The 26,729-nt window shown below is 54.9% G+C and carries 25 protein-coding genes; 10 read left to right on the top strand and 15 right to left on the bottom strand.

The features are described 5' to 3' along the window. Together mutS and SPV1_RS06495 are read right to left on the bottom strand one after the other, a co-directional pair. Positions 1-2,589, bottom strand: a complete 2,589-nt coding sequence (mutS, locus tag SPV1_RS06500) for a DNA mismatch repair protein MutS (RefSeq protein WP_231288310.1) — start codon at positions 2,587-2,589, stop codon at positions 1-3. A gap of 96 nt (positions 2,590-2,685) precedes the next feature. After that, entirely contained in the window at positions 2,686-4,107 is a 1,422-nt protein-coding gene (locus SPV1_RS06495; RefSeq protein WP_231288309.1) for a TrkH family potassium uptake protein, read from the bottom strand. Between the two features lie 165 nt (positions 4,108-4,272). Here SPV1_RS06495 and lspA point away from each other — a divergent pair, with 165 nt between their 5' ends. The 3 genes from lspA (at position 4,273) to SPV1_RS06480 (ending at position 6,629) form a co-directional block, all read left to right on the top strand. Further along, complete coding sequence (lspA, locus tag SPV1_RS06490) at positions 4,273-4,749, top strand: signal peptidase II (protein ID WP_026195377.1); 477 nt, start codon at positions 4,273-4,275, stop codon at positions 4,747-4,749. 124 nt (positions 4,750-4,873) lie between these two features. Continuing rightward, a complete protein-coding gene (locus SPV1_RS06485) occupies positions 4,874-5,926 on the top strand; it encodes an inorganic phosphate transporter (protein ID WP_009850343.1) in 1,053 nt (350 codons plus the stop codon). 1 nt (position 5,927) lies between these two features. Beyond that, complete coding sequence (locus SPV1_RS06480; protein ID WP_018294043.1) at positions 5,928-6,629, top strand: DUF47 domain-containing protein; 702 nt, start codon at positions 5,928-5,930, stop codon at positions 6,627-6,629. A gap of 83 nt (positions 6,630-6,712) precedes the next feature. Here SPV1_RS06480 and lon read toward each other — a convergent pair whose 3' ends face one another. Beyond that, on the bottom strand, positions 6,713-9,223 hold the full coding sequence (lon, locus tag SPV1_RS06475; protein ID WP_009850341.1) for an endopeptidase La: 2,511 nt from the start codon (positions 9,221-9,223) through the stop codon (positions 6,713-6,715). Between the two features lie 96 nt (positions 9,224-9,319). On the opposite strand from lon, the gene SPV1_RS14510 reads away from it, so the two are divergent. The 3 genes from SPV1_RS14510 to SPV1_RS06465 are packed head-to-tail and all read left to right on the top strand — an operon-like array spanning position 9,320 to position 11,022. Continuing rightward, on the top strand, positions 9,320-9,661 hold the full coding sequence (locus tag SPV1_RS14510) for a M48 family metallopeptidase (protein ID WP_009850340.1): 342 nt from the start codon (positions 9,320-9,322) through the stop codon (positions 9,659-9,661). Continuing rightward, positions 9,633-10,244: a zinc metalloprotease HtpX gene (locus SPV1_RS06470; protein ID WP_009850339.1), complete on the top strand. Its 612-nt coding sequence runs from the start codon at positions 9,633-9,635 to the stop codon at positions 10,242-10,244. Before SPV1_RS14510 ends, SPV1_RS06470 begins: the two co-directional genes overlap by 29 nt. Positions 10,245-10,299: 55 nt before the next feature. Continuing rightward, positions 10,300-11,022 (top strand): competence/damage-inducible protein A, encoded by a 723-nt coding sequence (locus tag SPV1_RS06465; RefSeq protein ID WP_009850338.1) that lies wholly within the window; start codon positions 10,300-10,302, stop codon positions 11,020-11,022. A 175-nt stretch (positions 11,023-11,197) separates the two neighbouring features. Here the strand turns inward: SPV1_RS06465 and SPV1_RS06460 are convergent, their stop codons facing one another. Together SPV1_RS06460 and SPV1_RS13920 are read right to left on the bottom strand one after the other, a co-directional pair. Next, positions 11,198-11,632, bottom strand: a complete 435-nt coding sequence (locus SPV1_RS06460; protein WP_018294041.1) for a hypothetical protein — start codon at positions 11,630-11,632, stop codon at positions 11,198-11,200. A gap of 185 nt (positions 11,633-11,817) precedes the next feature. Beyond that, positions 11,818-12,564: a hypothetical protein gene (locus SPV1_RS13920; protein ID WP_050754714.1), complete on the bottom strand. Its 747-nt coding sequence runs from the start codon at positions 12,562-12,564 to the stop codon at positions 11,818-11,820. A gap of 314 nt (positions 12,565-12,878) precedes the next feature. Here SPV1_RS13920 and SPV1_RS14505 point away from each other — a divergent pair, with 314 nt between their 5' ends. Next, a complete protein-coding gene (locus SPV1_RS14505) occupies positions 12,879-13,361 on the top strand; it encodes a hypothetical protein (protein WP_196795104.1) in 483 nt (160 codons plus the stop codon). A gap of 5 nt (positions 13,362-13,366) precedes the next feature. Here the strand turns inward: SPV1_RS14505 and SPV1_RS06445 are convergent, their stop codons facing one another. The 4 genes from SPV1_RS06445 to SPV1_RS13915 are packed head-to-tail and all read right to left on the bottom strand — an operon-like array spanning position 13,367 to position 16,005. Further along, entirely contained in the window at positions 13,367-14,338 is a 972-nt protein-coding gene (locus tag SPV1_RS06445; RefSeq protein WP_009850335.1) for a pilus assembly PilX family protein, read from the bottom strand. Continuing rightward, the gene (locus SPV1_RS06440) at positions 14,323-14,967 is read right to left on the bottom strand and encodes a PilW family protein (protein WP_009850334.1); all 645 of its coding nucleotides are present in this window, start codon (positions 14,965-14,967) and stop codon (positions 14,323-14,325) included. The genes SPV1_RS06445 and SPV1_RS06440 overlap by 16 nt, the downstream gene beginning before the upstream one ends. Further along, on the bottom strand, positions 14,964-15,449 hold the full coding sequence (locus tag SPV1_RS06435; RefSeq protein ID WP_009850333.1) for a prepilin-type N-terminal cleavage/methylation domain-containing protein: 486 nt from the start codon (positions 15,447-15,449) through the stop codon (positions 14,964-14,966). The genes SPV1_RS06440 and SPV1_RS06435 overlap by 4 nt, the downstream gene beginning before the upstream one ends. Before the next feature lies 1 nt (position 15,450). Then, positions 15,451-16,005 carry a GspH/FimT family pseudopilin gene (locus SPV1_RS13915; RefSeq protein WP_009850332.1) on the bottom strand — a complete coding sequence of 185 codons (555 nt, stop codon included), beginning with the start codon at positions 16,003-16,005 and terminating at the stop codon, positions 15,451-15,453. Positions 16,006-16,024: 19 nt separating this feature from the next. Between SPV1_RS13915 and SPV1_RS06425 the strand changes: the two genes are divergently transcribed. Continuing rightward, on the top strand, positions 16,025-18,343 hold the full coding sequence (locus SPV1_RS06425) for a penicillin-binding protein 1A (protein ID WP_009850331.1): 2,319 nt from the start codon (positions 16,025-16,027) through the stop codon (positions 18,341-18,343). 49 nt (positions 18,344-18,392) lie between these two features. Here the strand turns inward: SPV1_RS06425 and SPV1_RS06420 are convergent, their stop codons facing one another. Together SPV1_RS06420 and cimA are read right to left on the bottom strand one after the other, a co-directional pair. Continuing rightward, entirely contained in the window at positions 18,393-18,668 is a 276-nt protein-coding gene (locus tag SPV1_RS06420; RefSeq protein ID WP_009850330.1) for a 4a-hydroxytetrahydrobiopterin dehydratase, read from the bottom strand. A gap of 49 nt (positions 18,669-18,717) precedes the next feature. Beyond that, the gene (gene cimA / locus SPV1_RS06415) at positions 18,718-20,343 is read right to left on the bottom strand and encodes a citramalate synthase (protein WP_018294035.1); all 1,626 of its coding nucleotides are present in this window, start codon (positions 20,341-20,343) and stop codon (positions 18,718-18,720) included. 154 nt (positions 20,344-20,497) lie between these two features. On the opposite strand from cimA, the gene SPV1_RS06410 reads away from it, so the two are divergent. Continuing rightward, a complete protein-coding gene (locus SPV1_RS06410) occupies positions 20,498-21,529 on the top strand; it encodes a zinc-dependent alcohol dehydrogenase family protein (RefSeq protein ID WP_018294034.1) in 1,032 nt (343 codons plus the stop codon). A gap of 31 nt (positions 21,530-21,560) precedes the next feature. Here the strand turns inward: SPV1_RS06410 and SPV1_RS06405 are convergent, their stop codons facing one another. Next, positions 21,561-22,058: a F0F1 ATP synthase subunit B family protein gene (locus SPV1_RS06405; protein WP_009850327.1), complete on the bottom strand. Its 498-nt coding sequence runs from the start codon at positions 22,056-22,058 to the stop codon at positions 21,561-21,563. A gap of 209 nt (positions 22,059-22,267) precedes the next feature. On the opposite strand from SPV1_RS06405, the gene SPV1_RS06400 reads away from it, so the two are divergent. Further along, entirely contained in the window at positions 22,268-22,696 is a 429-nt protein-coding gene (locus tag SPV1_RS06400; protein WP_407942743.1) for an EamA family transporter, read from the top strand. A gap of 40 nt (positions 22,697-22,736) precedes the next feature. On the opposite strand, the gene ffh is transcribed toward SPV1_RS06400, so the two are convergent. From ffh to ispG, 3 genes are all read right to left on the bottom strand, one after another. After that, on the bottom strand, positions 22,737-24,092 hold the full coding sequence (ffh, locus tag SPV1_RS06395) for a signal recognition particle protein (protein WP_009850325.1): 1,356 nt from the start codon (positions 24,090-24,092) through the stop codon (positions 22,737-22,739). Between the two features lie 294 nt (positions 24,093-24,386). Next, entirely contained in the window at positions 24,387-25,625 is a 1,239-nt protein-coding gene (hisS, locus tag SPV1_RS06390; RefSeq protein ID WP_009850324.1) for a histidine--tRNA ligase, read from the bottom strand. After that, entirely contained in the window at positions 25,622-26,728 is a 1,107-nt protein-coding gene (gene ispG / locus SPV1_RS06385; protein WP_009850323.1) for a flavodoxin-dependent (E)-4-hydroxy-3-methylbut-2-enyl-diphosphate synthase, read from the bottom strand. Before ispG ends, hisS begins: the two co-directional genes overlap by 4 nt. Position 26,729 lies beyond the last annotated feature (1 nt).

The raw sequence follows: 26,729 nt of genomic DNA, 5'->3' as shown, positions 1-26,729 counted from the left end.
CTATTTCACCTCCTGGATCAGATTATCGAGAAACGTCAGCGCGTCCAGCGGACGCATACTGTTTACATCAGTCTGCCGTACCTTTTCCCTGAGCGCGCGCAAACTATCCAGCTCCGCCTGCTGCTGTCGCTTCTCAGCTACAGCAAACAGTCCCAGTTGATTCTTGCCCGACTCCGCCACCAGCTCGGAGCCATGCTCCAGCCGGAACAGGTGTTCTCTTGCCCGCTTCACCACCTCACGCGGCAGCCCGGCCAATTGCGCCACGGCAATGCCATACGACTGGTCGGCCGCATCCTCCACCACCTGATGCATGAAAATGACCGATCCATTCCACTCGCGTACCGTGACAGAAGCATTAAACGCCTCAGCCCATGTATCGGGCAGTTCCGTCAGCTCATGATAATGGGTGGCAAACAGCGTCAGTATGTCACTGGCACCGATCAGTCGCTCAGCCACGGCCCAGGCAATAGCCAGACCATCCCAGGTACTGGTACCGCGCCCGATTTCATCGACGATCACCAGCGACCGCGGCCCCATCTGATTGAGAATAGTCGCCGTCTCCATCATCTCCACCATGAAGGTTGAACGGCCGCTGGCCAGCTCATCGCCGGCACCTACGCGCGTAAACAGGCGCCGGGTCAGCGGGATACGCGCCTCGTCCGCCGCCACAAAACAGCCCGTATGCGCCAGCCAGACAATCCATGCCACCTGTCGCATATAGGTCGATTTACCGCCCATATTCGGCCCGGTCAGCAGCATAAAGCGGCGCGATTTCATATCCATATGCGTGTCATTGGCCACAAACGGTTCATCGCCCTGCAGATGACGTTCGACGACAGGGTGGCGCCCTGCAACAATTTTCATATTGCGTCCGGCATGCACCTGTGGCCGCACATACCGGTGGCGAATCGCCAGATGCGCAAAACAGGCCAGCACATCCAGCTCGGCCACAGCCCGCGCCGCCTGCTGGATACTTGCAGCATGGGAGCACAACAACTGGCGCACCGACTCAATCAGTTCATCCTCACGCTGCATGGCGGCATCACGCGCACCAAGGATTTCCGATTCAAACTGATGCAGCTCATCGGTAATAAAACGTTCGGCATTGACCAGTGTCTGTTTACGCACGTAGTCCGCCGGCGCTTCTCTGGCCTGTGCTCTGGAAATCTCGATAAAGTAACCGAACACTTTATTGTATTTAACACGCAGATTGGTCAGCCCGGTGCGCTCCCTCTCCCGCGCCTCATAATCGCGCAACCAGTCACCGGCATCGCGAGCCAGCCCGCGCAAGCGATCCAGCTCCGCATCAAAGCCCTCCCGGATCACGCCGCCATCACGAAACAGTGCAGGAGGCATCTCAATGATGGCACGATCCATCTCTCCGGCTATTGTCTCCAGTCCCTGCAACGCAGAAATCATATCGGAAAACAAACCGCCGCGATCCCCCAGCAAGTTGTACAGTACAGGTAGCGCCAGCAATGCCTCGGCTATCCCCCTGAAGTCACGCGGATTCGCACGTGCCAGCACAATACGGGTCAGCATACGCTCCATATCGCGTACATCGCGCAATTGTGTACGCGCGGCATGCATCATTTCGTTGTCATCAATCAGGCTCTGCACAGCATCCTGTCGCTGGCGCAGGCGCTCCAGATCCGTCAGCGGGTTGTCAATCCATTGGCGCAGCAACCGCGCGCCCATCGGCGTGCAGCTGTCATCCAGCACGGCAATCATGCCCCCTTTCGGGTCTCCTGCCAGAGAACAGTAGAGCTCCAGGTTGCGCCGCGAACGCATATCAATGCGCATCCCCTCGCCCTGCTCAATAAACACCGGCAGCTGCAGGTGTGCCAGCGCACACTTCTGTGTCTGGCCCAGATAAACAAGCGCGGCACCCGCAGCCGCAGCTGCCAGCGGATGCGCATCCAGATTCAGCGACTGCCAGTCGCTGATGCCGAAGTGCTGCTCCAGCTGCTCACGCGTAACTGCAACCGAGAAGCTCCAGTCACCGGGCCTGGCCACAGGCATTTCGAACACCATATCATCGCCGCTCTGTAGCAGCAGTTCAGCCGGAGCCAGCACCGACAACTGCTCCTCAAAAGCCGTGTCGCCATGACCCTCAAGCAAGCGCCAGTGTCCACAGGAGAGGTCTACAGCCGCAATACCCCACTGCTCTCCCTGATGAAAACAGGCGGCAAGAGGAGCTGAGCGCGACTGATCCAGCAGTTCGGATTCGGTAATGGTGCCGGAGGTCACCACACGCACTACCTCCCGGCGCACCGGCCCCTTGCTGCCGTCAGGTGGTTCCATCTGTTCGCACACCGCCACGCGTTTACCGGCTGCCACCAGCCTGGCCAGATAGCCCTCGGCCTGATGCCAGGGCACGCCTGCCATAGGGATATCATCACCCCCGGCTTTCCCGCGTTTGGTCAGTGTGATGTCCAGTATTTTTGATGCCTCTGCCGCATCATCAAAAAACATCTCGTAAAAATCGCCCATGCGATAGAACAGCAGACAGTCCGCATACTCGGACTTGATCTTCAGATACTGTTGCATCATGGGTGTGTGCGTGGTGTCAGTCGACGTTTTTGCCATGCCCGCAATGTAGCATGAGCATGGCCATTGCATAAGCCTGAATCATCGAACGGGAGTGAACTTCCTGTTTATGATTACAGCTTTAAGCATCTGCCATCATATGCGCCAGAATGTGCGGGTGAAAACAACAATAACAGTCATGATTTCCAGTCTCCCGATCAACATGCCTGCACATAAAATCCATTTGGCTGCATCAGAAAGAGATGAGAAATTACCGGCCGGACCAACAGTCTCCCCAAGGCCGGGGCCGACATTCGTGACGGCGGTGGCAGCAGCACTCAGGCTGGTGATAAAATCCAGTCCGGTCAGCGACAGAAACAGTGCGATCGCCGCAATGGTAAAAACAAAATAGAATGAAAATGCGACAATAGAGCGAACGATATCGTCGGAGAGCAAACGACCATTATACTTCAAAGGGTAAACTGCGCTGGGATGCCGCATCAGATGCAACTGGTTTCTCAACAGGATAAATGCCACCTGGAATCTGAAAAACTTCATGGAGCCGGCTGTGGATCCGGAACATCCGCCAACGAACATAATATAGAAAAAGATAATGACGGCATACGGCCCCCACAGACTATAGTCATCAGAGGCATAGCCCGTAGTGGTGATAACCGAAACGACATTAAACGTCACATGTGTGAGCACCTGAAAAAAGTTCAAGTGACTGTTTATCGTACGTTCAATACTGAACAGCAATATTAATATCGTTACAAATGCGATAAAGCCTCGCACCTGACTGTCATGCACAAGCTCGCGCCATTTACCATGAGCGGCCCCGACAAAGAGCGAAAAGGGCAATGATCCCAACAGCATGAATAGACTCGAAATCCACAGGATCAGCGGATAATCATTAAAATATCCCATAGAAGAGTCATGGTTCGCATAGCCGCCGGTTGAAAGCGTTGTCATCGAGTGTACGACGGCATCAAACAGACTCATGCCCGCCAGCCAGTACAACAGACAAGCCAGCAGCGTGAACGTGAAATAAATCAGGCTGATATTCTGAATGAACGTTTGCGCATGATGCAGCGTCTTGTCCGACCAGTCAGATGACTCTGTGGAGAACATACGCATGCCACCCACTCTGAGGTACGGCAAAATGGCGATACCAACCACAATCACGCCAATGCCGCCTATCCATTGCAGAATGCCTCGCCACAACAGAATACTGCGGGGCATCGTATCCAGTCTTTCAAGAACCGTTGAACCGGTAGTGGTTATCCCTGATATGGACTCAAAAAAGGCATCGGTAAAAGAGAGTCCGTGTAAACCGAAGTAGAGCGGAATAGAGCCAATAAGGGCAAAAAGTAACCAGCTGAATACAGTAATCAGATACAGTTGCTGACTCGATACTTCAAAGCGCTCTGCCCGAAAGATGAGAAACAGCAGGGCTCCCGTAACTGCAAATGCAATGGCCGAATAAATAAAACTGTGCGCTGTATGCAACCCTTCATGTCCAACCAGTGATATGGACGGAACGCACAAAGCCGCTCCCATCATAAGCACGAAGGCCATAACCGTCATAATAGGCCGCAAGAAAGCCATCGTATGCTGATTCATGGGCGCATCATGAACTCCGTTATATTGAAAAACAATTTCACTGTACGATTGTGCTGCTTCCGGCTGGCATATCCATAGCGTTATGCCATGCTTCGCGCCACGTAGAGTGAGGTAGTGATGATGAATCGGACAACTATGCAGATCGGGCTATTTGCCCTGCTGGTCACTGCAGACCAACTATCCAAATGGTGGATACAGCAGGCAAATTTCCATGCATTCTCGGTGATTGACGGCTTTTTCAACATCGTTCGCGCCTACAATCCCGGCGTCGCATTTTCCATGTTCGCCGACCTGCCGGATGCCGTTCGGCTCTGGTTGCTGCTGGCAGTCACGATCGGTATCGCCATTGCCGTTCTTCTCTGGTGGTGGAAGGAGCGCCATCACTCAGGCATCACCTCATGGCTGCTGGTGATGATTCTCGCCGGTGCCGCAGGCAACATCTGGGACCGTATCCAGCTGGGCTACGTCGTTGACTTTATCGACTGGTATCTACGCATAGGCGGCAGCGAATACCACTGGCCCGCCTTCAACATCGCAGATGCCTGCATCTCGGTAGCCGTCGTCCTGCTGCTGATCACCAGTTTTAAAAAGAGCTGACCCGCACGCCCTGCCCGAGTTTCACACTTCACAACCTGCTAATCTACATTCAGTAATAGTCATTCCAGTTGCCCGTTAACCTGCGCAAAGAGTATGATCAGCCTTCGGGCAGGAGGTGAGCACGTTGGATAGTCTGATCGTGATCGCGACGGTGACGGTGGTCGTGCTGGTGGTGTTTGACTATACCAACGGCTTTCATGATGCATCCAACATCATTGCCACCTCGATTGCCTCACGCGCCATGACGCCGCTACAGGCCGTGCTCATCGTCGGCTTTTTTGAGTTCCTCGGCCCCCTGCTTGGCGGCACGGCCGTCGCCGATACCATCGGCAGCTTTGTCGACATTTCCGAGTTGCAGGCCATGCCGGCCATGGTCATTATTTTATGCGGCGTAAGCGCTGCTGTAACCTGGAATATCATCACTTGGCGTTTTGGCATCCCATCCTCCTCCTCGCATGCCCTGGTTGGCGGTCTGGTAGGTGCTGTCCTGGTATCTGCAGGCAGTGAGCATATCGTATGGGGCGTGAGAGAGTTGGCCGATGGCCATCTTATCGGCGTATTCAAGGTGTTGCTGGCACTGTTAATCAGCCCGATTATCGGCTTCTGGGGCGGTTTTCTGATCCATCGCTGGGTTGGATGGCTGCTGCGCAGTGCACCTCTGCAGGTAAATCACACACTCAGGCGCATGCAATTCCTTACCACCGCAGCTTTGGCCTTTGCCCATGGCGCCAATGATGCCCAGAAGAGCATGGGCGTAATCACGCTGGTCTTGCTGTTGGGCGGTTTTATACCTCAGTTTGCCGTGCCGTTCTGGGTCGTATTGCTCTGTGCCGTGGCGATCACGCTGGGCATCATGTCCGGCGGCTGGCGCATTGTGCGAACGGTAGGCTTCGGTATATACAAAATCAGACCATTACATGCCGTAAACGCTCAGATCACGGCCGGTGTAGTAATTTTTTCCGCAGCCCTGTTGGGCGGGCCTGTATCCACCACGCACGTGGTCTCCTCATCCATCATGGGCATCGGCGCATCAGAGCGCCCCCGCTCGGTTCGCTGGAGAAAAGCCGGTGATATTGTCAGCACATGGATCATCACCATTCCGGGCGCGGCATTGATCGCGGCGGCGGGTTATCTGCTGTTGAACTACGGACTGAACATAAACACAGGAGGCGGGTGATATGAGCACGTCAATCGGAACTTTTCTGAAACGACTGATCGACAGGGTAATCCCTCCGATGCCGGATTTTTTCTCACTAATCAATGAGCAGTGTGACCTGTGCGTACAAACGATGACCGTATTCGTCAGCCATATGGAGCGGGGCGATGCCGATACCGCAGCTGAAATCCGCCACCTGGAAAAACAGGGGGACAAACTCAAACGACGCAACAATCACGTGCTCGACAAGGCATTCACGACACCGATGGATCGTGAGGACATCTATGATGCGATTACCAGTATTGATGAGATCATCAATTATGCAAAAAGCACCATACGCGAGCTGGAGGTACTGAGCCTGGAGCCGGATCGGCACATGCTCGAAATGGCGATCGAATTACGGGCAGGCAGTGAAGCGCTGCAACGCGGTTTTGCCAAGCTCTCGACCAACCCGGCCCATGCCGAGCATGATGCAATGGCCGCGCGCAAAGCCGAACGCAAGGTTGAAAACGTCTATCGCCACTCCATCGCCGAACTGTTTCAGACTGAAGCCATGCTGCAAAAAATACCCGGCGATAACAACGGCGACGGACACCAACTGCTGGCACTGGCAATCATTGATATTTTCAAACATCGCGAAATATACCGTCACATGTCCAACGGAGCGGATCGACTGGCCCATGCCGCAGACAAGCTCAACGATATCATCGTCAAGATCTCCTGATACGTCGCAACAAAAACCATTCACCCCATGGTCAAACGCCGTAAAACCCGGGTAGCCCGACTGAACAACGTTGGTTCATTACCTCAGGAAGCAGCCTCGGGCTGTTTCGCTATTGCCGTCTTTCGCCGTGTTGCCGGCTTCATGCGGATACCGAACATCAACCGGGCCACATCACTGAAGTGGCGGGCATAATGGATGGTAATGCCTTCACGCACCGACTCAGGCAACTCGTCCACATCCACTTTATTGCCGACAGGCAGAATCACCTCGGTAATGCCAAGGCGCTTGACCGCCAGCAGCTTCTCGCGCTCACCACCAATCGGCAGCACTTCGCCGACCAGCGTCATTTCGCCGGTCATCGCAATGTGAGCCGGTGCCTTGCCGAGTGCCAGCGAGAGCAATGCCGTCGCCATGGTAATGCCTGCGCTCGGACCATCCTTGGGCACAGCACCTTCCGGCACATGCATATGCACAAAAGCCTTGTCGAAGAAGTCTGCCGGCGCGCCAAAACGCTCCAGGTTGGCTGATATATAGGAGTAGGCGATATCGGATGACTCCTGCATCACCTTGCCCAGCTGACCGGTAATTTTCATGCCGCGCTGGTCATGATGGATGACCGCCGCCTCCAGCGTCAACGTCGTGCCCCCCATCGCGGTCCAGGCCAGCCCTGTTGCCAGGCCCACTCCCTCCTTGATGGCCTGTTCGCGAAAGCGCGGCAAACCGATATAATCCTTGATGTCGGACACGCCAATGCGTACCGGCAGCTCTAGCTTCTCTTCCGCCAGATTTCTCGAGAGCTTGCGCAGAATCTTTTTCATCAGCCCTTCCAGACGGCGCACGCCCGGCTCACGGGCATAATCTTCAACCAGATGACGGAATACAGAACTCGTGACAGAGACATCCTGACGATCCAGCGCATGCTCTTTCAGCTGGTTCGGCCACAGGTGTTTGCGGGCAATCTCCACCTTCTCGCTGGCCATATAGCCCGGCAGTCGGATGATCTCGGCACGATCCAGCAGCGGCCCCGGCACGGTATCAAGCTGATTGGCTGTCAGCAGGAACAGCACCTGCGACAGGTCAAACCGGACATCGAGATAGTGATCCATAAAATCCGAATTCTGTTCCGGATCGAGCACCTCCAGCAATGCTGAAGCCGGGTCACCGCGGAAATCGGAACCGATTTTATCCACTTCATCAATCATGATGACCGGGTTGGAGACCTCCACACGCTTGAGCGCCTGCACAATTTTGCCCGGCATCGCGCCGATATAGGTGCGCCGATGCCCCTTGATTTCCGCTTCATCGCGCATACCGCCGACAGAAAAGCGAAAGAACGGCCGGTTCACTGCCTCGGCAATCGCCTTACCCAGCGACGTCTTACCGACACCCGGCGGGCCGACAAACAGAATAATCGAGCCGCCCACCGCTTTCTTGCGGGCGCCGACTGCAATAAACTCAAGGATACGATCCTTTACATCATCCAGGCCGGAGTGATGCTTGTTCAGGGCGCGCGACGCGGTTTTCAGATTATAGCGTTCGCGGCAATACTTGCCCCACGGCAACCATGTCAGCCACTCCAGATAGCTACGGGTTACATTATATTCGGGTGATGTACTATCGAGCATCGACAGCCTGTTCATCTCCTCGTCAAAAGCTTTCCCGGCCTCTGTGCTGAAATCCAACTTTTTTGCCTTTTTACGGAAGTCATCCAGCACTTTTTCCTGAGGATCTTCATTCATACCCAGTTCGCGCTGAATTTCCTGCAACTGCTCCTGCAAAAAGAAATGGCGCTGCTGCTCGGAAATACGCTCATCAATATTCTCGCGTATCCGGGTCTGCACCTTGCTAACATTGAGTTCACGGTTCAGCAGTGACACCACTTTTTTCAGACGATCGAAAATAGGGTATGTTTCCAGAATATCCTGCAAATCCTCCCTGCTGGCGGTAGTCAGGCTGGCAGCGAAATCGGCAAGTCTGTTCGGCTCATTGACATCAAAACGCGAGGCAAACAGGCGCAACTCTTCCTCATACATCGGGTTGTGTTTGAGCAACTCCTTGATCGTATTGATCACTGCCACCGTATAGGCACGCAGTTCAATGTTATCATCATACGCAGTTTCAGGACGATAGCTGGCAGCTACCCGGATCGGATTTTCACTGGTGATGAAGCCGTCGATGCTGAATCGACGCATGCATTCGACCACCAGATGCAACCCGTGCCCCTCGATCTCCACCGCTTTGGCAATACGGGCGACAACACCGACTTCAAACAGGTTCTGCGGCGCATAGGGCTCACCCTCATCGCGCACCAATACCAGGCCGACATACTGCTCATGACTATCGGCCAGCGCGCGCACCACCTTGCCCATCTCTCCGCCTTCATAGATCAGCGGCACAACCAGACCCGGGAACAGGGGCCTGTTGGACAGCGGCAGCAGGGTCAACTGTTTCGGAAGTACCTCATCGGAACGCACCAGCGTCCCTTCTTTCGCTGTGTCAGGGCCGGCAGCACTGTCATTTGTATGATTGCTCTCCGCATCTGCAGCCGCGGCTGCATCAAGGGATTCGGGGGAGTGTATGGTATCTGAATTCATGAACGGTACTTAAGGCTACAATCATCTATTTTCAAGGCTTGAAAAGTCAGCATATCGCCTCCACATTTGCACCTATAGTAACAATCCGGAGGATTCATGCGAAGCTTTAAAGGCCTGTTCATGCTGATTATCACCAATTTACTGGTATTTCTGACGCTGGCGATCAGCGGCTCGATCCTGATTAACTTTGTTTTGCCCGCTTTCGGCATTGATTTGCGCGGCAGTGTTGCCACCTATCAGTTCGCCTGGGCCATGGTATTCGGCTTTGGCGGCGCGTTCATTTCGCTGTGGATGTCCAAGCCGATGGCCAAACGCATGTACAAGATGCAACAGGTAACCAATCCCAGTACACCCAAAGAGCATCTCGTATTTAATACCGTAAAAGAGCTGTCACAACGGGCGGCATCAGATGCCGGAAGTATGGGTTTACTGGGATGATGCCCCCAACGCATTCGCCACAGGTCCCACGCGCAACAGTGCCATGGTAGCCGTCTCCTCCGGACTGGCTATGGCCATGACGGAAGATGAGCTCAAATCGGTGCTTGCGCACGAAATGGGGCATGTGGACAACGGCGATATGGTCGCCACCACGCTGCTGCAGGGACTGATGAACACTTTTGTTTATTTTCTGGCCGGCATGATTGCCCGCCTGATCGCCAGTGCCGGCTCCCGTGACGGAGAGATGAATATTATGCTCTATTTTATCGTCAATATGGTGCTGCAGATCCTGTTCTCAATCCTCGCTTCTGTGGTTGTTATGTGGCACTCACGCCACCGCGAGTTCAAGGCAGATGCCTATGCAGCCCGTGCCTACGGCTCCGAGAATATGATTCGCGCCCTGCAAAGGATTGAGGCACTGTCGCAGCGCACGGCTTCCCCGGACGAGGAGGAGAGTTCCATACTGGCTCCGAAAGATGCGCTGGCCACCATGAAGATCCACGGCACAAGCGATGGTCTGATGGCGCTGTTCGCATCACACCCCTCGACAGAAGCACGTATCCAGGCGCTCAGAAATATGTAAGGCGTAAAGAGGAGTGACGCTTGACTCATCTCCTCTCACCCCTGACCCTTCACCCATGAATCATCAAACAGCCGCCATTCTGGTTATCGGTAACGAGGTGCTGTCCGGCCGCACCCGCGAAGCCAATGCATGGGTGGCAGCACAATCGCTGTTTGAGCGCGGCTGCAAACTGGCTGAAATTGCCGTTGTACAGGATCAACACGCAGCCATCGTCAGCACACTCAACCGGCTAAGACAACAATATGATGCCGTCATCACATCCGGCGGCATCGGCCCTACCCACGATGACATCACCATGGAAGCCATAGCCGATGCATTTGGTGTCCCTCTGATTGAGCACCGCTTTATTGTGCAGGCCATGACCGAATATTACGGTAAGGACGGGTTGAATGATGGCAGGCGCCGCATGACTCGTGTACCGGACGGCGCTCACCTGATTCGCTGCGAGAAAACCATCGCCCCCGGCGCCCATATCGGCAATGTCTATATACTGGCAGGCGTACCCGATATTTTTGCATCCCAACTAAGCGCAATTCTGGACGAATTCGGAGACACTCCGTTCCATCGACAGGAAATAGAGGTCACTCTGCCCGAAAGCATGTTCGCAGCCGGCCTGGAGGCCATTCAGTTGCAGTTCGACGACGTGGAGATCGGCTCCTACCCCGGTCGCTGCGGCCCCAGCCCCTGTGGCAAGATATGCCTGTCCAGCCAGCAGCCGGAACGCCTGCAACAGGCACATGCGCTGGTTCAACGCATGCTGGATACGTTAAACAAATAACATAGTCACAGGTAATCATGCCCCGGCGCACCTGCGGCTGGTAACTTTCCTCTGCGCTTTTTGTGACGTGCAGGAGCAAGGCTCGGCACCCCCTGAGCAACGATAGCTAAATGAACCAGACGCATGGATGCACAGACGCGGCCGCCGAATAAACCTGACTCAGTAACGGGCAGGTTTAATTGCCGAAAATTTGCCTCACATTATTCGGATGCGTGGTGGAATTGACGCCGGGAACGACTCCGGGCATGCCATTGGCACAGTAACATTCAGGCGTCTCAACGCCGCCATTTGTCGGACAGGCGCAAGGTCCGCATACGCCCCTGGTATCCCCATGGGCCAGATGCGCATGCAGCGCAGACTCACTCACCCTCATTGTGCTGGCATTCTTCGGGTTGCCGGGAGGAAAATGGCAAACCGTCACCTTTTTTTCATCATCACTCTTGCCATTGTTTTTATGGCCGTTATCACTCTTGCCATTATCGCTCTTGTTACCGTTTTCACTACCGGCCAAGGCGGACGGGATGTCGACATAGACAATGCCCTTTTCGGCGCTGAAGGAAAACCCCAGCATCGCCGCCAGCATAAAAACAAACCATGTGTATTTTATCATATACTCTCCTTTAACCACCACACCAACATTGAAGTGTAGCGGAAATATCATCAGCTGCCAGACACCTGCCGTTCACAGTCGTCCATACTACCCCCTGATATCTCAACAATCCTGCCACCAAACAAAACGGCGTCCCAATCGGGACGCCGTCATTGCGATCACTAACCCTGCACAACCAGAGTCAGTTAGTTGCCGAAGACTTCCCGCACGCTGCTTGGCGTAGTCACGTTAGCACCTGAACGAACTCCCGGCGTACCATCTGCACGGGTACAAGTGGCATTGGATGCATCTACAATCCCTGACACCGATGGACGAGCACAAGGCGAGCACGCACCCTGAGTATCTCCCTGCGCCAGATACGCATTAAGATCCGACTCATTGATTTCAATTGTAGTGGCAGTCACGCTGCTGCTAGCAGCAGCGCTGTGATGGCCATTGCTGTCATCGTTCTTGTTACTGTTTTTGTTTTCATTCTTGTCTTCGTTCTTGTTCTCGCTCTCATTGTTTGAGCTGCTGTTCGTACTCGTGGTAAAGTGGCAAATAGTTACCCTACAAGCCCCCATGGAGTCTCCATGCGCCATATGCGCATTAACAGCTGACTGGCTGACGCTCAAAGTTTGCTTATTCGACGGGTTGCCGGGCGGCACATGGCAAATAGTCACTTTATTGCTGTTGCCGTTGTCATCTTTATTGCCATTATCATTGTTATTGCCGTGGTCATCTTTGTTGCCATTATCATTGTTATTGCCGTGGTCATCTTTGTTGCCGTTGTCATTGTTATTGCCGTGGTCATCTTTGTTGCCGTTGTCATTGTTGTGGTCATCTTTCGCCAGTGCGGATGAAACCCCGAACGACAACGCGCCGTTTTCAGCTGTAAAAGCAAAGCTGAACATGACCGCCAACATGATAATAAACAGTGTGTTTTTCTTCATCTATATCTCCTTCTTCGGTTCATAAACCAATGGTGCCAGTAAATCCCCTTTGGTTACCTGAAGATGTAACCTGCGTCACATTTTTCTCATCCACAGAAACGGCAGATGCATGACAAAGGAAACTATCAGAACTATTTATCGGCGACAACGTAACGACCTAAAGTATAAAAAAAATGGCGCCTGCCGAAGCAGACGCCATTGTGAAGCAGAAAACAGTTTACTTATAAGGAGCGCATGTGGGTCGGCATCAGAGCTGCTCCGCTACCAGTCGACCCCGGGCCGGCTGCCGTCGCAGGCAGATTGTTCAGATCTGTATGTTTCTGACCATCAGCGCTGTAGCAGGTTGTGACGCCCGCAGGACAGTGAAAGGCCGTGCTGGCCTGATCATCACTGCTGCCACTGTCTTTGCTGGCACTGTCATTAGAATTGTCTTTGCTGGCACTGTCATTAGAGCTGTCTTTGCTGTCTTTGCTGTCGTTGTTGTCAGCATGCTCGTTACCCTTATTGCTGTCTTCATGGTGGCTATTACTGTCGTTGTTGCCAGCATGCTCGTCACCGTTGTTTCTATCTTCATGGCTGCTGTTACTTTCGTGGTCATCACCCGCAAACGCAGGCGCCATCATCAAGCCACACACGCCCTGCTGGGTCGTGAAGCCTGCAACCATAAACAGCCCGAAAAAGGCCATCAAAAACATATTCCGCATAAAATCCCCCCGAGAATAAAAGGCTGCACAGTATCGATCAACCCGCCCAGGTCAAACAAAATCGCCATGGGGTGTGCGCCCGCGGCACAGTGAACGTCTTACTGAATCACGGCCCGCAACATATGACTGGGCTTGCCGTTCACATAACCAATTGCATACGCCACAATACTGTAAGAGGACAGCCACTGGCCACTATTCGCATCACAGGCCTGTGCCGTTGCAAATGAGACCGCGGCTCCGGAATCACACGGGCAGCTCGGCAAAGTACCGCCGATACAGGCCGTTGGCGATGTTCCACTATAAACATTGGCCGGGTCGAGAGGAAATATCTCGATATCGTGATTTGCATTGGTCGGATCGCCTGCTGTTAGCCAGATAATCGCACCATTGTTCGGAATATCCTCTCCGACAACCGGCGTTGTATGGTGAGGCAGCGACGGGATTGAAGGCGTAATTGAACCATCGGCTGCAATATCCAGACGAATATAACGCGGCAGTTGAGCGCTGATCTTGTTCATCGAAGGCTCCACCCGGCTGGTCGGATCAACCGTGACGTCCACACAGTTTGAAAACAGGGCAGCATCCTGCAGGCATAGATGACGACTGCTCATCGGTGAGTTATCGAAATACATCAACTGCCCGGTGACACCGGCAGCCAGTGTATCACTGATCGCTGTCGGGCCGGGACTCCACAAGTAACCCTGCAGCTCACTGTAATCTCCAACCGAGGCTGCATTAGCAGGCACAGGATTGCCAGACGTTGCAGGCTCACCAAACGGCGCATGAATATAGGTCCCGGAGTAAGTATGACTATCGAACTCCGCATCATTGGCCAGCGCCCAGGACATATAATGCAGAGCTGTTTCAGCATAATAATAAGCTTCCGTCGAACTCTGGGCTGTGCCACTGGTCTGGGTGGCGATGCGTGCTGAGTAAAACATGGCCAGCGACATCAGTGTCAGCAACCCCAGCATCACCAGCGCGGTGACCAGCACGAAACCACGTTGACTGTGCGCGCTCTGCGCCTCATGCGACAATTGATGATTCCTCACATTCAGTTCCTCGGCCATAGCTTAAAACTCAGTGACAACGTGCTGCTTTGGCGCTGTTCATTCGTATATCTGGACTGCAGCGCCACACTGACACCGCCAGCAGCTGATGTGGAGGCAACCATGCCGTTCGTTGTGTCCAAGTTCCGCAACATCTCCTGAAAGGTGGACGAACCGGAGACACCTGCAGCCAACGGGCGCAGCCAATAGATACAGCCTGCACCATTGTTCGGGCAGTTGTTGCTGGGGCGTTGATACTGAAAAATGCCGACATGCCCATCCAGGTCCTGATAGGTGAGCGTCTTACTGGCTGCATCCCAATAGGGCAATGAAGCAAATGTAGCATCACTGGCGGGATATCCGGAAGGCGAGGTGATACCCCGGTTACTCAGGTCGGTCAGCACAGAAGTCGTCGCATCCGGCGTACTCCGGGACTCACGCAACCCCGCCTGCATCAACTGGGAAGCCAGGTACAGATCCCCCATCCGCTCCGTACGGGAGGTCACCGCACTGACTACCCTGCCATTGGTCGCAAAGACCGAGGCCAGACCGGCAATGATAATCAACCCCATCACCATGCTGATCATCAGCTCAATCAGCGTGAAGCCCGCCTCCCCGCCGCGATTGTGAAAAGCCTTTTCCATACTCATTTCGCCTGCGACAAATGTGTCAGGTAAATTTGGTGAGATGCCCCTCTACGATTCCAGGAGACAGATACCACCTTGGTCTTGGGCACATTTGCATAGCCCTGCTGGGTAAACGCGGTGAGCGTCGACAAACTCGCCGGCAAAGGTCCGTTTGCCTGAGTTTCGTTGACCATCACCGTGAAACTGGTCCCTGCACCGGTTGAAGAGGTGCATACCGTCGTTACAGGGTAAGCAGGAGCGCTGCCAGCATCACTCAGCGCACAGGTTGATGTCGTGATAACCGGCGCGTAATCGTTGGCATCATGCTGCCAGTGCTCCAGCACCTGCTCAGCCAGATGCACCGCCGTCAATCGTTCGCGGGAAGTCTGTCCGCTACTCATCACCGAAACCGAAAATCCCCCCAGCGCCAGCACGCCCACTGACACCACCACCAGCGCAATGAGAATCTCAATCAGGGTAAATCCCTGCTCCTGTTGCATATCCATACTAGTAGGCCCTGCCGATCACATTGAGGGTGATCGTTTGACTGGCATTGCCGGCAGTCAGCGTAATGGTTCCGGAGTTGGATGTACCCCGACTGGAGAACGTGCGGGTGGTTGTCGGTGAGACAGACAGACTGGTTGAAAACTTGCTCAGGTCTACAGCTTCATTTCGACACCGGTCACATGCACCGCTCCCGCTCGTATCAGCATCAAAGACATAGGAGGTGCCGGTAAATGTGATGCTCACACTCCTGTTTTCACTCATGGCCAACACACGGGCCTGTTTCAGCTGCGCAAGCAGGGTTTGTGTCGCCGAGCGCACCGCCTGATTTTCGCGCCAGCTGGCAAAAGCAGGAACGGCTATCGTCACCAGAACACCGATAATCGTGATGACAATCAACAGCTCCAGCAAAGTAAAACCGCACTGACGCATGCCCGAGCCGGGCCGCGCTGATACTCCGGCTTGCCTGCCTGCCTCATTTGCGGTTGGATTCGGGTACATGCGCATCTTTTCTCTTATCGCGAAAATCATCATCTCCTTGAGTGTCCTTGCCGCCATAGGGCTCACCATAGGCTATATGGTTTTTTCCAGCAACCTGCCCAAGCTCTCCGCCCTGTCAGAGTACCAGCCGCCATTGGTCAGCCGCGTATATAATACCGACGGCGAACTGCTGGCGGAATACGCCGATGAACACCGCATCCTGACTCCGTTTGATAGAATCCCCAAGCAGCTTGTCAACGCCTTTCTGGCTGCAGAAGACCAGCAGTTCTACGAACACCCCGGCATCAATCCCGCCCGCATCCTCTCCGCTGCCCTGGCGAACCTGCGAGCCGGCCACACAGTACAGGGCGGATCGACCATTACGCAACAGGTGGCGAAAAACTTTCTGCTGACTAATGAGCGTTCCTACACCCGCAAGATTCGCGAGGCGATTCTCTCCTACAAAATTGAGCAGGCATTTTCAAAAGAGGATATCCTTTATCTGTATCTGAACCAGATTTATCTGGGGCGCGGCTCCTACGGTGTTGCATCTGCGGCATGGCGTTACTTTCACAAGTCGCTGGATGAGTTGACCCTGAGCGAATGCGCCGTACTGGCAGGGCTGCCAAAAGCGCCGGGCAAGTATGCGCCGCATATCAACCCTGAGAAGGCACTGCAGCGCCGTAACACGGTATTGAAACTGATGCGGAGCAGCGGCATGGCCGACAAGCAGGCCGTTGCCAAAGCCCTGAAGGAACCGCTCAAGATCCAACCGCTGGAAGAGCCCAAGCTGGTCGATGCCTATGCCGATCAGGTCTATCACGAACTGATTCACCGATTTGGCCTGAAAACCTTGCGCAATCAGGGTCTCACCATTGTGATCCCTTACGATCCCAAAGCGGAGCTGGCCGCCATCAGTGCTTTACGCCACGGCGTGCTGGAGGTTGAGAGAGGACAGCACTACCGCTATCCAACCTATCACCCACGCGCAGACTGGAGTGCCCTGCTCTCCAACTGGCGCGAACAGGCAGATAACACCGCACCCTCGCTGGCAGGCGACGGAGTGTTTCCCGCTTTGGTGGAAAAGGTGTCGGCAAAAGGGGATCTCACCGTCAATGACGGTTTCCGCAGATGGCAGTTAAAGAAACCAAAGTGGTCGTGGAAATCGCTAGATGATTACCGGGAAGAGGGGGCCACTGATGCGCAGATGGCCATCCTGAAACACCATCCTCGCACATGGATTGCCGGTGATGAAATCCGGCTGCAGGGGGATGGAAAACAGGGAGTACGCCTGTCACAGGAGCCGTCGATTGAATCCGCACTCTATGCCATTGACCTGGAACGAGGCACCGTACTGGCTCGCGTAGGTGGCTATGATTATCAGACCAGTGGCTTTGACCGTGTCGGTCAGGCCAAGCGACAGCCGGGCAGTGCGTTCAAACCATTTCTGTACACCTCGGCTTTGGCCAGCGGCTATACCCCGGCCTCAATCATCATGGATTCTCCGGTCGTGTTTGACGGGCAAAGCGGCGATAGCTTCTGGCGTCCGGAAAACTATAAAAACAAGTTTGCCGGCCCGGTTACGCTACGCAATGCACTTGAGCACTCGCGCAATCTCGCCTCAATCAAATTATTACAAAACGTCGGCATCCAGCACTTTTTGAGCGACCTGCAAGTCTACCCCCTGCAGCGCACCTTCCCTGCCCAGCTGGCGCTGGCACTTGGCGCCACAGAGGTAACGCCGGAGGCATTAACCGAGTCCTATGCCGTACTGGCAAGCCACGGTCAGAAATGGAAACCTGTTTCCATACAGCAGGTACAGGATCGCACCGGCAAAACGGTCTACCGTGCTGTTGCCGGTCACCGATGCCAGATATGCCATGCCGACCCGGTCATGGCGGTGAATGAACACATGCGGCCTGCCGATCAGGCAATTGACCCCGTCAATGCGTTTCTGATCACCAACCTGATGGAAGGCGTGATCCAGCACGGTACAGGCCGCCGCGCCCGCGCCCTGAACCGGCCGGCTGCCGGCAAAACCGGCACCACCAATAAGCAGGTCGATGCATGGTTTATGGGCTACACCCCACAGATTCTGACCGGTGTATGGACAGGACGGGATACCCCCTCCACGATGGGCCGCAGAGAAACCGGTGCCCATGCAGCCCTGCCTACCTGGCTGGCCGCTATGAAGGCATTTCATCAGGGCAAAGAGAAAAAATCATTCACCCCGCCGCCGGGCATTGAATGGGTTGCTATTGATGAAAAAAGCGGACTACTGCCCGGCCCGGACAGTGAGAAAATCACACTTGAAGCGTTCCGCGCTGGCACAGCTCCGACAAAAGAGACACCACCCAACGAAGGGGAAATTCCCGCCGATGCGAAAGACTCCGGCTTTTTCGGACTGGGCAAATGATAGGTTGAAAGTGATGTAAAGCTCCTTAAGGGGCTTTGACACTTACACCTTAAAGCAAGCCATTTACCCTGGCTGCCATGATAAAATCATTTTGATGTAACCCGCCGATTTTGTGCGTATAAAACACCACCGTACAATAACCCCAGCCATAGCTGATATCCGGATGGTGATTCTCCTCTTCAGCCGTTTCACCAACCCGTACGGCAAAAGCCTGCGCCTGCATAAAATCGGTAAAGACAAACGTACGCCTGAGCCTGCGGGCTTCACCCGTCAGCTCCCAGCCGGGAACAGCCGCCAGAAGCGTCGTTGCCTCGTCGGCCTCCATAGGCGCAACTCCGCCCTGACAAGGCAGGCATTTTTTATTCCGCAAACTGTCAGAGAGAACCATCTGTTATAACCTGCTCACCCTCTGATGCCACCTGATCCATCACCAGCTTATACTCAATCGCATCATTGAGCGCCCGGTAAGTGGCTTCCAGCACATCGGTTGAAACACCGACTGTATTCCATTTGCGCACACCGTCGGATGACTCGATCAGCACTCGAACGGCCGCTTCCGTCGCATCTTTTGTAGATAAAACACGCACCTTGAAGTCGGTCAGGCGCATATCTTCCAACCCCGGATATGCGCCTGTCAGTGCAGCCCGGAGTGCTTTATCCATAGCATTGACCGGCCCGCTGCCAAGCGCTGCGGTATGCAACAGGCGCCCATTGACACGAACCTGCACGGTCGCCTCTGATTCCGGAGCCTCATCATGCCCGCGCTTTTCATCATAGACCCGAAAACTGACCAACTCGAAATGCCGCCTGAACTGCCCTGTCGCACGGCGCAGCAGCAACTGAAAAGAGGCATCCGCCCCCTCAAATGCGTAGCCCGTCGCCTCCATCTCCTTGATGCGCTGTACGGCTCTCACCACCGCAGCGTCATCCACTATGGCATCGGGCTCCAGTTGCTGCAATTTGGCCAGAATATTACTCCGACCCGCCTGATTGGAGACCAGTACGCGTTGCGCATTGCCCACACTGGCCGGGTCAATATGTTCATACAGATGACTTGCCTTGCGCACAGCAGACACATGGATACCGCCTTTGTGAGCAAAGGCATTTTGCCCGACAAACGGCTGATGCTGCCACGGCAATTGATTGGCCATTTCATTAACGAAGGTGGAGAGCCGCCTGAGCTTTCTGAGACTCTCCGTGCTGACTCCGCAATTCACACCCATCTTCAATTTCAACACGGGAATAACCGAAATAAGGTTGGTGTTACCACAGCGCTCGCCAAGGCCATTAATCGTGCCCTGCACATGGGATGCACCCGCACTGACCGCGGAAACCGCATTGGCCACCGCCATTTCCGAATCATTGTGGGCATGTATGCCAATGGTGAGATCCGGATAGCGAGCGACCACCTGTCGAACACAGGCGCCAATCTGCTCCGGCAGACTGCCACCATTGGTATCGCACAACACCAGCGAATCAGCTCCTGCATCCGCTGCCGCCGCCAGCACCTGCATGGCATAATCCCTGTTGGCGGCATAGCCGTCGAAGAAGTGCTCGGCATCAAAGAGCACCGTATCCACATGCAACTTAAGCCATGCCACGGACTCGCGTACCAGATCCAGATTGGTCTGCAGATCAATACCCAATCCTGTCGTCACATGCAGATCCCAGCTTTTACCGAAAATGCATACCGCATCCGCACCGCAAGCCACCAGACGGGCAAGCCCCGGGTCCTCAGACGCCGGATGGCCGGGGCGGGCGGTACTGCCAAAGGCGACCAGTCTGCTGTGCGACCAGGCACGATCACGCATCAGTTCAAAAAAACAATCATCGGTCGGACTGGCGCCAGGCCACCCCCCCTCGATCCAGTCCATACCGAAAGAAGCCAGGCGTCGGGCAATGCGCTTCTTGTCCTCAGCGGAAAAATGGATTCCGGCTGACTGTGCGCCATCACGCAAGGTGGTATCATAGAGCTGGATTCTGCGCACATCGGTCGTCATGATCATCTATCCCTTGCGGATTCTCTCACCCCCCCGCCACGGAGGAATCGCTATAATACGCCTCTCGTGCAAATCTGTAACGCCTTTTCAGAATGCCTTTTCAGCAAGCGTAAACTGTGCTGAAATGGTGCCTTTGGTAAAGGAGCAGAGAGATATGCGCGCAGTCATCATGAAAGATACGGGCGAACCGGACGTATTAACCCTCAGTGAGCAGGAGCCTCCGACTTGTGGCCCGGATGAGGTGCTGGTTCGGATTATCGCAGCAGGCATCAACCCGGTCGACACCAAGCTTCGCAGTCGCGGCCTCTATTGCGGCAAACCGCCTGCCATACTCGGCTGTGATGGCGCCGGCATCGTTGAATCTATCGGTACAAATGTCAGCCGCTTCGAACCGGGCGATGCCGTCTATTACTGTTATGGCGGTCTCGGACAGACTGCCGGAAATTATGCTGAATATATTGCGGTACCGGAGCCCTATGTGGCGCAGAAACCCGACAGTCTGGATTTTATGGATGCCGCGGCAGCTCCGCTGGTCCTGATCACCGCCTGGGAGGCGCTGTTTGATCGCGCCCACATCCAATCAGGCCAGCATGTGTATATTGCCGGTGGCGCCGGCGGCGTCGGCCATGTGGCAATCCAGTTGGCCAAACTGGCGGGGTGCCATGTTGCCACCAGTGTCAGCTCGGATGAGAAGGCTGATGTGGTGCGCGAGCTCGGGGCGGATCTGATCATTCACTATCGCAGTCAGGATGTAGCAGAAGCCCTGCTGGCCTGGACCGATGGCACGGGCGTTGATGTTGCCTTCGATACGGTCGGTGGTGAAGCCTTCAACCAGCTGGTTCCCGCCACCCGCGTTTACGGTGATATCGTTACGATTCTGCAAGTGCCTGATGATGCCGACTGGAAATCGATCAGACTGCGCAATATCCGCATATCGCATGAATTAATGCTGACTCCGATGGTGCTGGGGCTGCATGAAGCAGCCGAACACCATGGCGATATCCTCGAGCAATGCGCACAATTCTTTGATGAGCGGAAGCTCTCTGTTTTTGTCTCGGATGTGCTGCCACTGGAGCAGGCTGCCGAAGCGCATCGTCGCATTGAGGCCGGATCAATGAGCGGCAAACTGGTGCTGGATATTGAGGCTGGCGCCACACACGACGACCAGGAGGCTGTCCGGGAGTAGTAGTACCTACTGCGGAAGCGGATACTGACAATCAGTTGTGCCGTTTCGGCGGCACGGCATCATCATTGCCCGGCGATTCGATTGCCCCATCAACCCGTGTATCTGTATCATCCGCATCCATTTGCTGATGCAGTAGCTTTTCCGTTTCCGCAACAACCAGATCGGCAGATTGTGCGCGTATTTCCTGTATCGCCTGCCGACGTGATCTCGCCACATCTTCCCTGAACTGCTGCGTCTGACTCTCCACCTGCAGCTCCCACTCCCGCATCAGCTGCTCTCGCTGCTCCACCACACGCTGCCCGGATGCATCGAGCATCGCTTGTGTCTCCTGATCAGCCTGCAGTAGTCGGGCTGCAGACTCCTCTCTCATCCGCTCGGTCACTTCGCGCTGCTGACGTGCCCCCTCCATCTCCTGTTCAATCTGCCGGGTGCGCCTCTCCAGCCCGGATAAGATCCGGGGCAATACCTGGCGCTTGAGCAACAGGTAAAGCATGATAAATAAAATCAATACCGATACGATTTTCAACATACAATACTCCGATCACTTAACTCTTATATGACGCACCACTTCATCTGCCTCCTGAAAAGCAACGACGGGCATAACAATATCCCGAGTATAGCAGGGCGATGCTCTCCTTAAGCACATGGTCTTACAGAGACAACATCAGCAATTCGACGGATGGAGGAATACATGCCACCATTGCTCTCGTATCAATACCATGCGGAGAAAACATGCATATGAACATTCTCGAATCCTGGCAGTTCTGGGCGCTGCTATCGGCTGCATTTGCCGCCCTGACGGCCATTTTCGCCAAGGTCGGTGTGGCCGACATCAATGCCGACTTTGCCACCCTGCTGCGCACCATTGTCATCCTGCTGGCATTGTCGCTGATTGTCTGGAGCACGCATCAATTCCAGTCGCTGCATGAGATATCCGGAAAAACACTGCTGTTTCTGACGCTTTCGGGACTGGCCACCGGCGCATCATGGCTCTGCTATTTTCGTGCTCTGAAACTGGGCAACGCCTCTCAGGTAGCTCCGCTCGATAAACTCAGCGTAGTGCTGGTAGCCATTTTCGGCGTACTGTTCCTGAGCGAACACCTCTCTGCAGGCAACTGGATCGGCATCATCCTCGTCGCGACCGGCGCACTGCTTCTCGCGACCTGATCAGGCATGACCTGCCCGTTAACCACATAAACGCAGCTCTCTACATTTTCGGCATGCCGCCGCCCATGCCACCAAAGCGCCCGGCCATCTGAGCCATCATACGTTTACCCTTGGAACCCTTCATTTTCTTCATCATTTTCTGCATCTGGGCAAACTGTTTGAGCATTTTATTGATCTCCTGCACCGATGTGCCTGAGCCGGCGGCAATACGCTTTTTTCGGCTGCCGTTAATGACACGCGGATAGCGCCGCTCCTTCAGCGTCATAGAGCTGACCATCGCCTGCATCCGTTTGATCGGTTTATCATCCACCTGAGCCAGTGCTTCCTGGGGCAGCTTCACACCCGGCAGCATCTTCAGCATACCCGCCATACCACCCATATTCTGCATCTGCCCCAACTGCTCGGCAAAATCACCCAGATCAAACTGACCCTTGTTGATTTTGGCAGCCGTTTTCTCAGCCTGAGCCTGATTAACAGAGGACTGAATCTTTTCGACCAGGCCAACCACGTCACCCTGCCCAAGAATACGACCGGCCATGCGATCCGGGTCGAAGGCTTCGAATGCATCGATTTTCTCACCGGTACCGATATAACGTACAGGCACACCGGTGCTGCGGGCCACCGACAAAGCGGCACCGCCGCGCACATCCGCATCGGTCTTGGTCAGAATACAACCGGTCATAGTGACCGCCGCATGAAACTGCTCGGCAATCGACAGTGCCGTCTGACCGGTCATCGCATCGAGCACCAGCAAACGCTCGCTGGCACGAACTTGCTCTGCCACCTCGCGAATCTCTTCCATCAGGGCATCATCTACTACCTGACGACCAGCCGTATCGAGAATGAGTACATGATAGCCGCTGCGACCGGCTTCATTGACAGCTGATGCCGCCATTGCCGCCGCCGTAGCGCCGGCCCCTTCGATATAAGGCACGTCCACCTGACTTGCGAGCACCTGCAACTGCTCGCGTGCAGCCGGACGAGTTGCATCCACACTGGTCAGCGCAACTTTCTTACCCTGTGAGGCAAGCAGTTTCGCCAGTTTACCGGCAGTGGTTGTTTTACCTGCACCCTGCAAACCGCAGAGCAGAACCACCGAGGGAATCTTGCTCAGGTCCAGGTCGCGCCGCTGCCCGCCCAACACATCGGCCAGCACATCATGCAGGATTTTGATGATCACCTGCCCCGGTTGCAGACTCCTGGCCACCTCTGCGCCCAGAGCCTGTTCGCGCACCTCACTCATCAAATGGCGCACCACCGGCAAGGCCACATCAGCCTCCAGCAACGCCAGACGCATTTCACGCAGCGTGTCATCCAGATCGGATTCGGAAATACGTGCTGAACCGCGCAGCTTGTGCGCAATATCTCCCAGCTTTTCACTCAAACGGTTAAACATTCCATCACTCCTGCCATGCATACGACCCGTATCGGAAACGGGTCAGCCATTCTGTGAACCCCGCGCATGGGGTCAATCACCGGTTTTTTTGCTCTCACTGCGCCATCGACAGTATTATTGTGAAAAGTGAATATGTTTTCACAGAAAGTTCACGGGTAGCTAACCGGCATCTCCGTAAGTTTCGTCCTGTCCGGAGAGGAACTCCTCCCTCCCCTCCCTTTGATCCCTCCGGATGTATTAGCGACCAAAAGTATCAAGGCCCCGGTTTTTACCGGGGCCTTTTTCTTGTGCCCGCTATCCGGTACAACCCGCAACAGCTGCCGTGGCTACCGACTGCTGCTCACCCGTGGCCATGTTTTTCAACATCACCGTACCAGCCTGCATCTCATCATCTCCGATGACCGCGACAAAACGCACGCCTTCACGATCCGCCATTTTAAACTGGCGTTTGGCACTGCCGCCGCCGCAATGCACCACCGACAAGCCCGCCTTGCGCAACAGATCTGCCTGCGCCAGCGCATAGCCCTGCACAGCCTCGCCCAACGCCACGACCGCCATATCGGGCCCTGTCGCTTCATCATCATCCAGCAGCATCGCCAATCGCTCCAGCCCTGCGGCGAAACCGATGGCAGGGGTAGCAGGACCACCGAGCTCTTCCACCAGACCGTCATAACGCCCGCCGGCAAGCACTGTGCCCTGTGCTCCCAGCTTGTCTGTAACAATTTCGAAAGCTGTGCGGTTGTAATAATCCAGGCCGCGGACAATACGGGGATTCACACTGTAAGGGATCGCCAGCGCATCCAACCCCTTCTGCACATCGGTAAAATGCCTGTCGCACGCATCACACAGGTTTGCCACCATCTCCGGCGCATCGCCCAGCTCCGCCTGACAGGATGCAACCTTGCAGTCGAGCACGCGCATCGGATTGCGGGTGATCCGTTCTACACAGGTTTCACACAAGCGATCGGCACGCGCCTGCAGGTATGTCACCAGCTTGTCCCGGTAACCCGGCCTGCAACTGTTACATCCGAGCGAGTTGATCTCCATCTTCAACTCGGGAACGCCAAGCTCGCTCAAAAAGGCATGGGCCATCGCCAGAATCTCGGCATCCTCAATCGGACCGGGAGCGGAAAACATCTCCACACCGATCTGCTGGAACTGGCGCAAGCGCCCTTTCTGCGGCCGTTCACGCCGGAACATCGGCCCTATATAATACCACCGCTGTGCCCCTGCCCGGGTCAAACCGCCCTGCAACCACGCGCGTACCGCACCGGCTGTACCCTCCGGACGCAGACAGATGTGATCACCACCCTGATCGGTAAAGGCATACATCTCCTTGGAAACAATATCGGTATCCTCACCGACCGAGCGTACAAACAGCTCAACAGGCTCCAGTACCGGCATACGCACTTCGGAAAATGCATAGCTTCCGAACACCTTACGCGCCGCCTGCTCCACCCGCTGCCAGCGGGCCACCTCACCCGGCAGACCATCATGAATGCCGCGTATACTCTGCAGTTTCTTTGCACTCATTTTGATTTTTTCTCCTGCTCTGCACGTATCACTGCAGCCCGTTTTTCCACTTCATCCACCAGCTGATCCACCATATCGCCGCTCTTGATCTTTTCAGACTTTTCGCCGTCACGGTACATCATATGTACCGGATAGCCTCCGGTGATACCGATATTCGCCTCTCTGGCCTCTCCCGGACCGTTAACCACACAGCCGATCACCGCAACATCCATGTTTTCATGGATATGGGCCAGGCGTTTCTCCAGTTCGGCCACGGTATCAATCACATTAAACTTCTGTCGCGCGCAACTGGGGCAGGCAATCAGGTTAATGCCACGATGACGCAGGCCCAGCGACTTGAGTATCTCGAAACCAACCTTCACCTCTTCTTCCGGCTCTGCCGCCAGAGAAACGCGAATGGTATCGCCTATGCCATCAGCCAGTAGCAGCCCCAACCCGATCGAGGATTTCACCGTACCGCCAAACAGGCTGCCTGATTCGGTGATACCCAGATGCAGCGGATAATCAACCAGCTTCGCCAGTTTGCGATAGGCAGTGACCGTCATCGGAATATTACTGGCTTTCAATGAAACCTTGATATCATGGAAGTCCATATCCTCAAGAATCCGGATGTGCCCCATCGCAGATTCCACCATCGCATCAGCGCAGGGCTCACCATACTTCTCATTCAGCTCTTTCTCCAACGAACCGGCATTGACACCGATCCGGATGGAAACGCCCCGTTCAGCGGCAGCCTTGACCACCCGCTCGACACGATCACGACTACCGATATTACCCGGATTCAAACGCAGTCCGTGTACGCCTGCCTCCAGCGAGGCCAGCGCCATTTTATAACTGAAATGGATATCAGCGATCAGAGGCACATTGGTTTGGGCCAGAATTTCGGGCATCGCAGCTGCCGAGTCGGGATCCGGTACGGAAACACGCACGATATCGGCCCCCGCCTCATCCAGGCGATGGATCTGTGCAACCGTTGCATCAATATCAGTAGTGAGCGTATTGGTCATCGATTGCACAGCCACCGGCGCATCGCCACCCACGGCGACGCTGCCTACCTGTACCTGCCTTGTCTTTCTGCGTGCTGCTACAATTACATCCTGCATA

Origin of the sequence: Mariprofundus ferrooxydans PV-1 (assembly GCF_000153765.1) — a bacterium.
In the GTDB taxonomy this organism is placed as follows: domain Bacteria; phylum Pseudomonadota; class Zetaproteobacteria; order Mariprofundales; family Mariprofundaceae; genus Mariprofundus; species Mariprofundus ferrooxydans.
This window is presented reverse-complemented; position numbering and strand designations above follow the sequence as displayed.

Coding starts and splice junctions, on each gene's coding strand:
- mutS (WP_231288310.1), bottom strand. CDS start 2,589: ATGGCAAAAACGTCGACTGACACCACGCACACACCCATGATGCAACAG.
- SPV1_RS06495 (WP_231288309.1), bottom strand. CDS start 4,107: ATGGCCTTCGTGCTTATGATGGGAGCGGCTTTGTGCGTTCCGTCCATA.
- lspA (WP_026195377.1), top strand. CDS start 4,273: ATGAATCGGACAACTATGCAGATCGGGCTATTTGCCCTGCTGGTCACT.
- SPV1_RS06480 (WP_018294043.1), top strand. CDS start 5,928: ATGAGCACGTCAATCGGAACTTTTCTGAAACGACTGATCGACAGGGTA.
- lon (WP_009850341.1), bottom strand. CDS start 9,223: ATGAATTCAGATACCATACACTCCCCCGAATCCCTTGATGCAGCCGCG.
- SPV1_RS14510 (WP_009850340.1), top strand. CDS start 9,320: ATGCGAAGCTTTAAAGGCCTGTTCATGCTGATTATCACCAATTTACTG.
- SPV1_RS06470 (WP_009850339.1), top strand. CDS start 9,633: ATGCCGGAAGTATGGGTTTACTGGGATGATGCCCCCAACGCATTCGCC.
- SPV1_RS06465 (WP_009850338.1), top strand. CDS start 10,300: ATGAATCATCAAACAGCCGCCATTCTGGTTATCGGTAACGAGGTGCTG.
- SPV1_RS06460 (WP_018294041.1), bottom strand. CDS start 11,632: ATGATAAAATACACATGGTTTGTTTTTATGCTGGCGGCGATGCTGGGG.
- SPV1_RS13920 (WP_050754714.1), bottom strand. CDS start 12,564: ATGAAGAAAAACACACTGTTTATTATCATGTTGGCGGTCATGTTCAGC.
- SPV1_RS14505 (WP_196795104.1), top strand. CDS start 12,879: ATGTTTCTGACCATCAGCGCTGTAGCAGGTTGTGACGCCCGCAGGACA.
- SPV1_RS06445 (WP_009850335.1), bottom strand. CDS start 14,338: ATGGCCGAGGAACTGAATGTGAGGAATCATCAATTGTCGCATGAGGCG.
- SPV1_RS06440 (WP_009850334.1), bottom strand. CDS start 14,967: ATGAGTATGGAAAAGGCTTTTCACAATCGCGGCGGGGAGGCGGGCTTC.
- SPV1_RS06435 (WP_009850333.1), bottom strand. CDS start 15,449: ATGGATATGCAACAGGAGCAGGGATTTACCCTGATTGAGATTCTCATT.
- SPV1_RS13915 (WP_009850332.1), bottom strand. CDS start 16,005: ATGGCGGCAAGGACACTCAAGGAGATGATGATTTTCGCGATAAGAGAA.
- SPV1_RS06425 (WP_009850331.1), top strand. CDS start 16,025: ATGGTTTTTTCCAGCAACCTGCCCAAGCTCTCCGCCCTGTCAGAGTAC.
- SPV1_RS06420 (WP_009850330.1), bottom strand. CDS start 18,668: ATGGAGGCCGACGAGGCAACGACGCTTCTGGCGGCTGTTCCCGGCTGG.
- cimA (WP_018294035.1), bottom strand. CDS start 20,343: ATGACGACCGATGTGCGCAGAATCCAGCTCTATGATACCACCTTGCGT.
- SPV1_RS06410 (WP_018294034.1), top strand. CDS start 20,498: ATGCGCGCAGTCATCATGAAAGATACGGGCGAACCGGACGTATTAACC.
- SPV1_RS06405 (WP_009850327.1), bottom strand. CDS start 22,058: ATGTTGAAAATCGTATCGGTATTGATTTTATTTATCATGCTTTACCTG.
- SPV1_RS06400 (WP_407942743.1), top strand. CDS start 22,268: ATGAACATTCTCGAATCCTGGCAGTTCTGGGCGCTGCTATCGGCTGCA.
- ffh (WP_009850325.1), bottom strand. CDS start 24,092: ATGTTTAACCGTTTGAGTGAAAAGCTGGGAGATATTGCGCACAAGCTG.
- hisS (WP_009850324.1), bottom strand. CDS start 25,625: ATGAGTGCAAAGAAACTGCAGAGTATACGCGGCATTCATGATGGTCTG.
- ispG (WP_009850323.1), bottom strand. CDS start 26,728: ATGCAGGATGTAATTGTAGCAGCACGCAGAAAGACAAGGCAGGTACAG.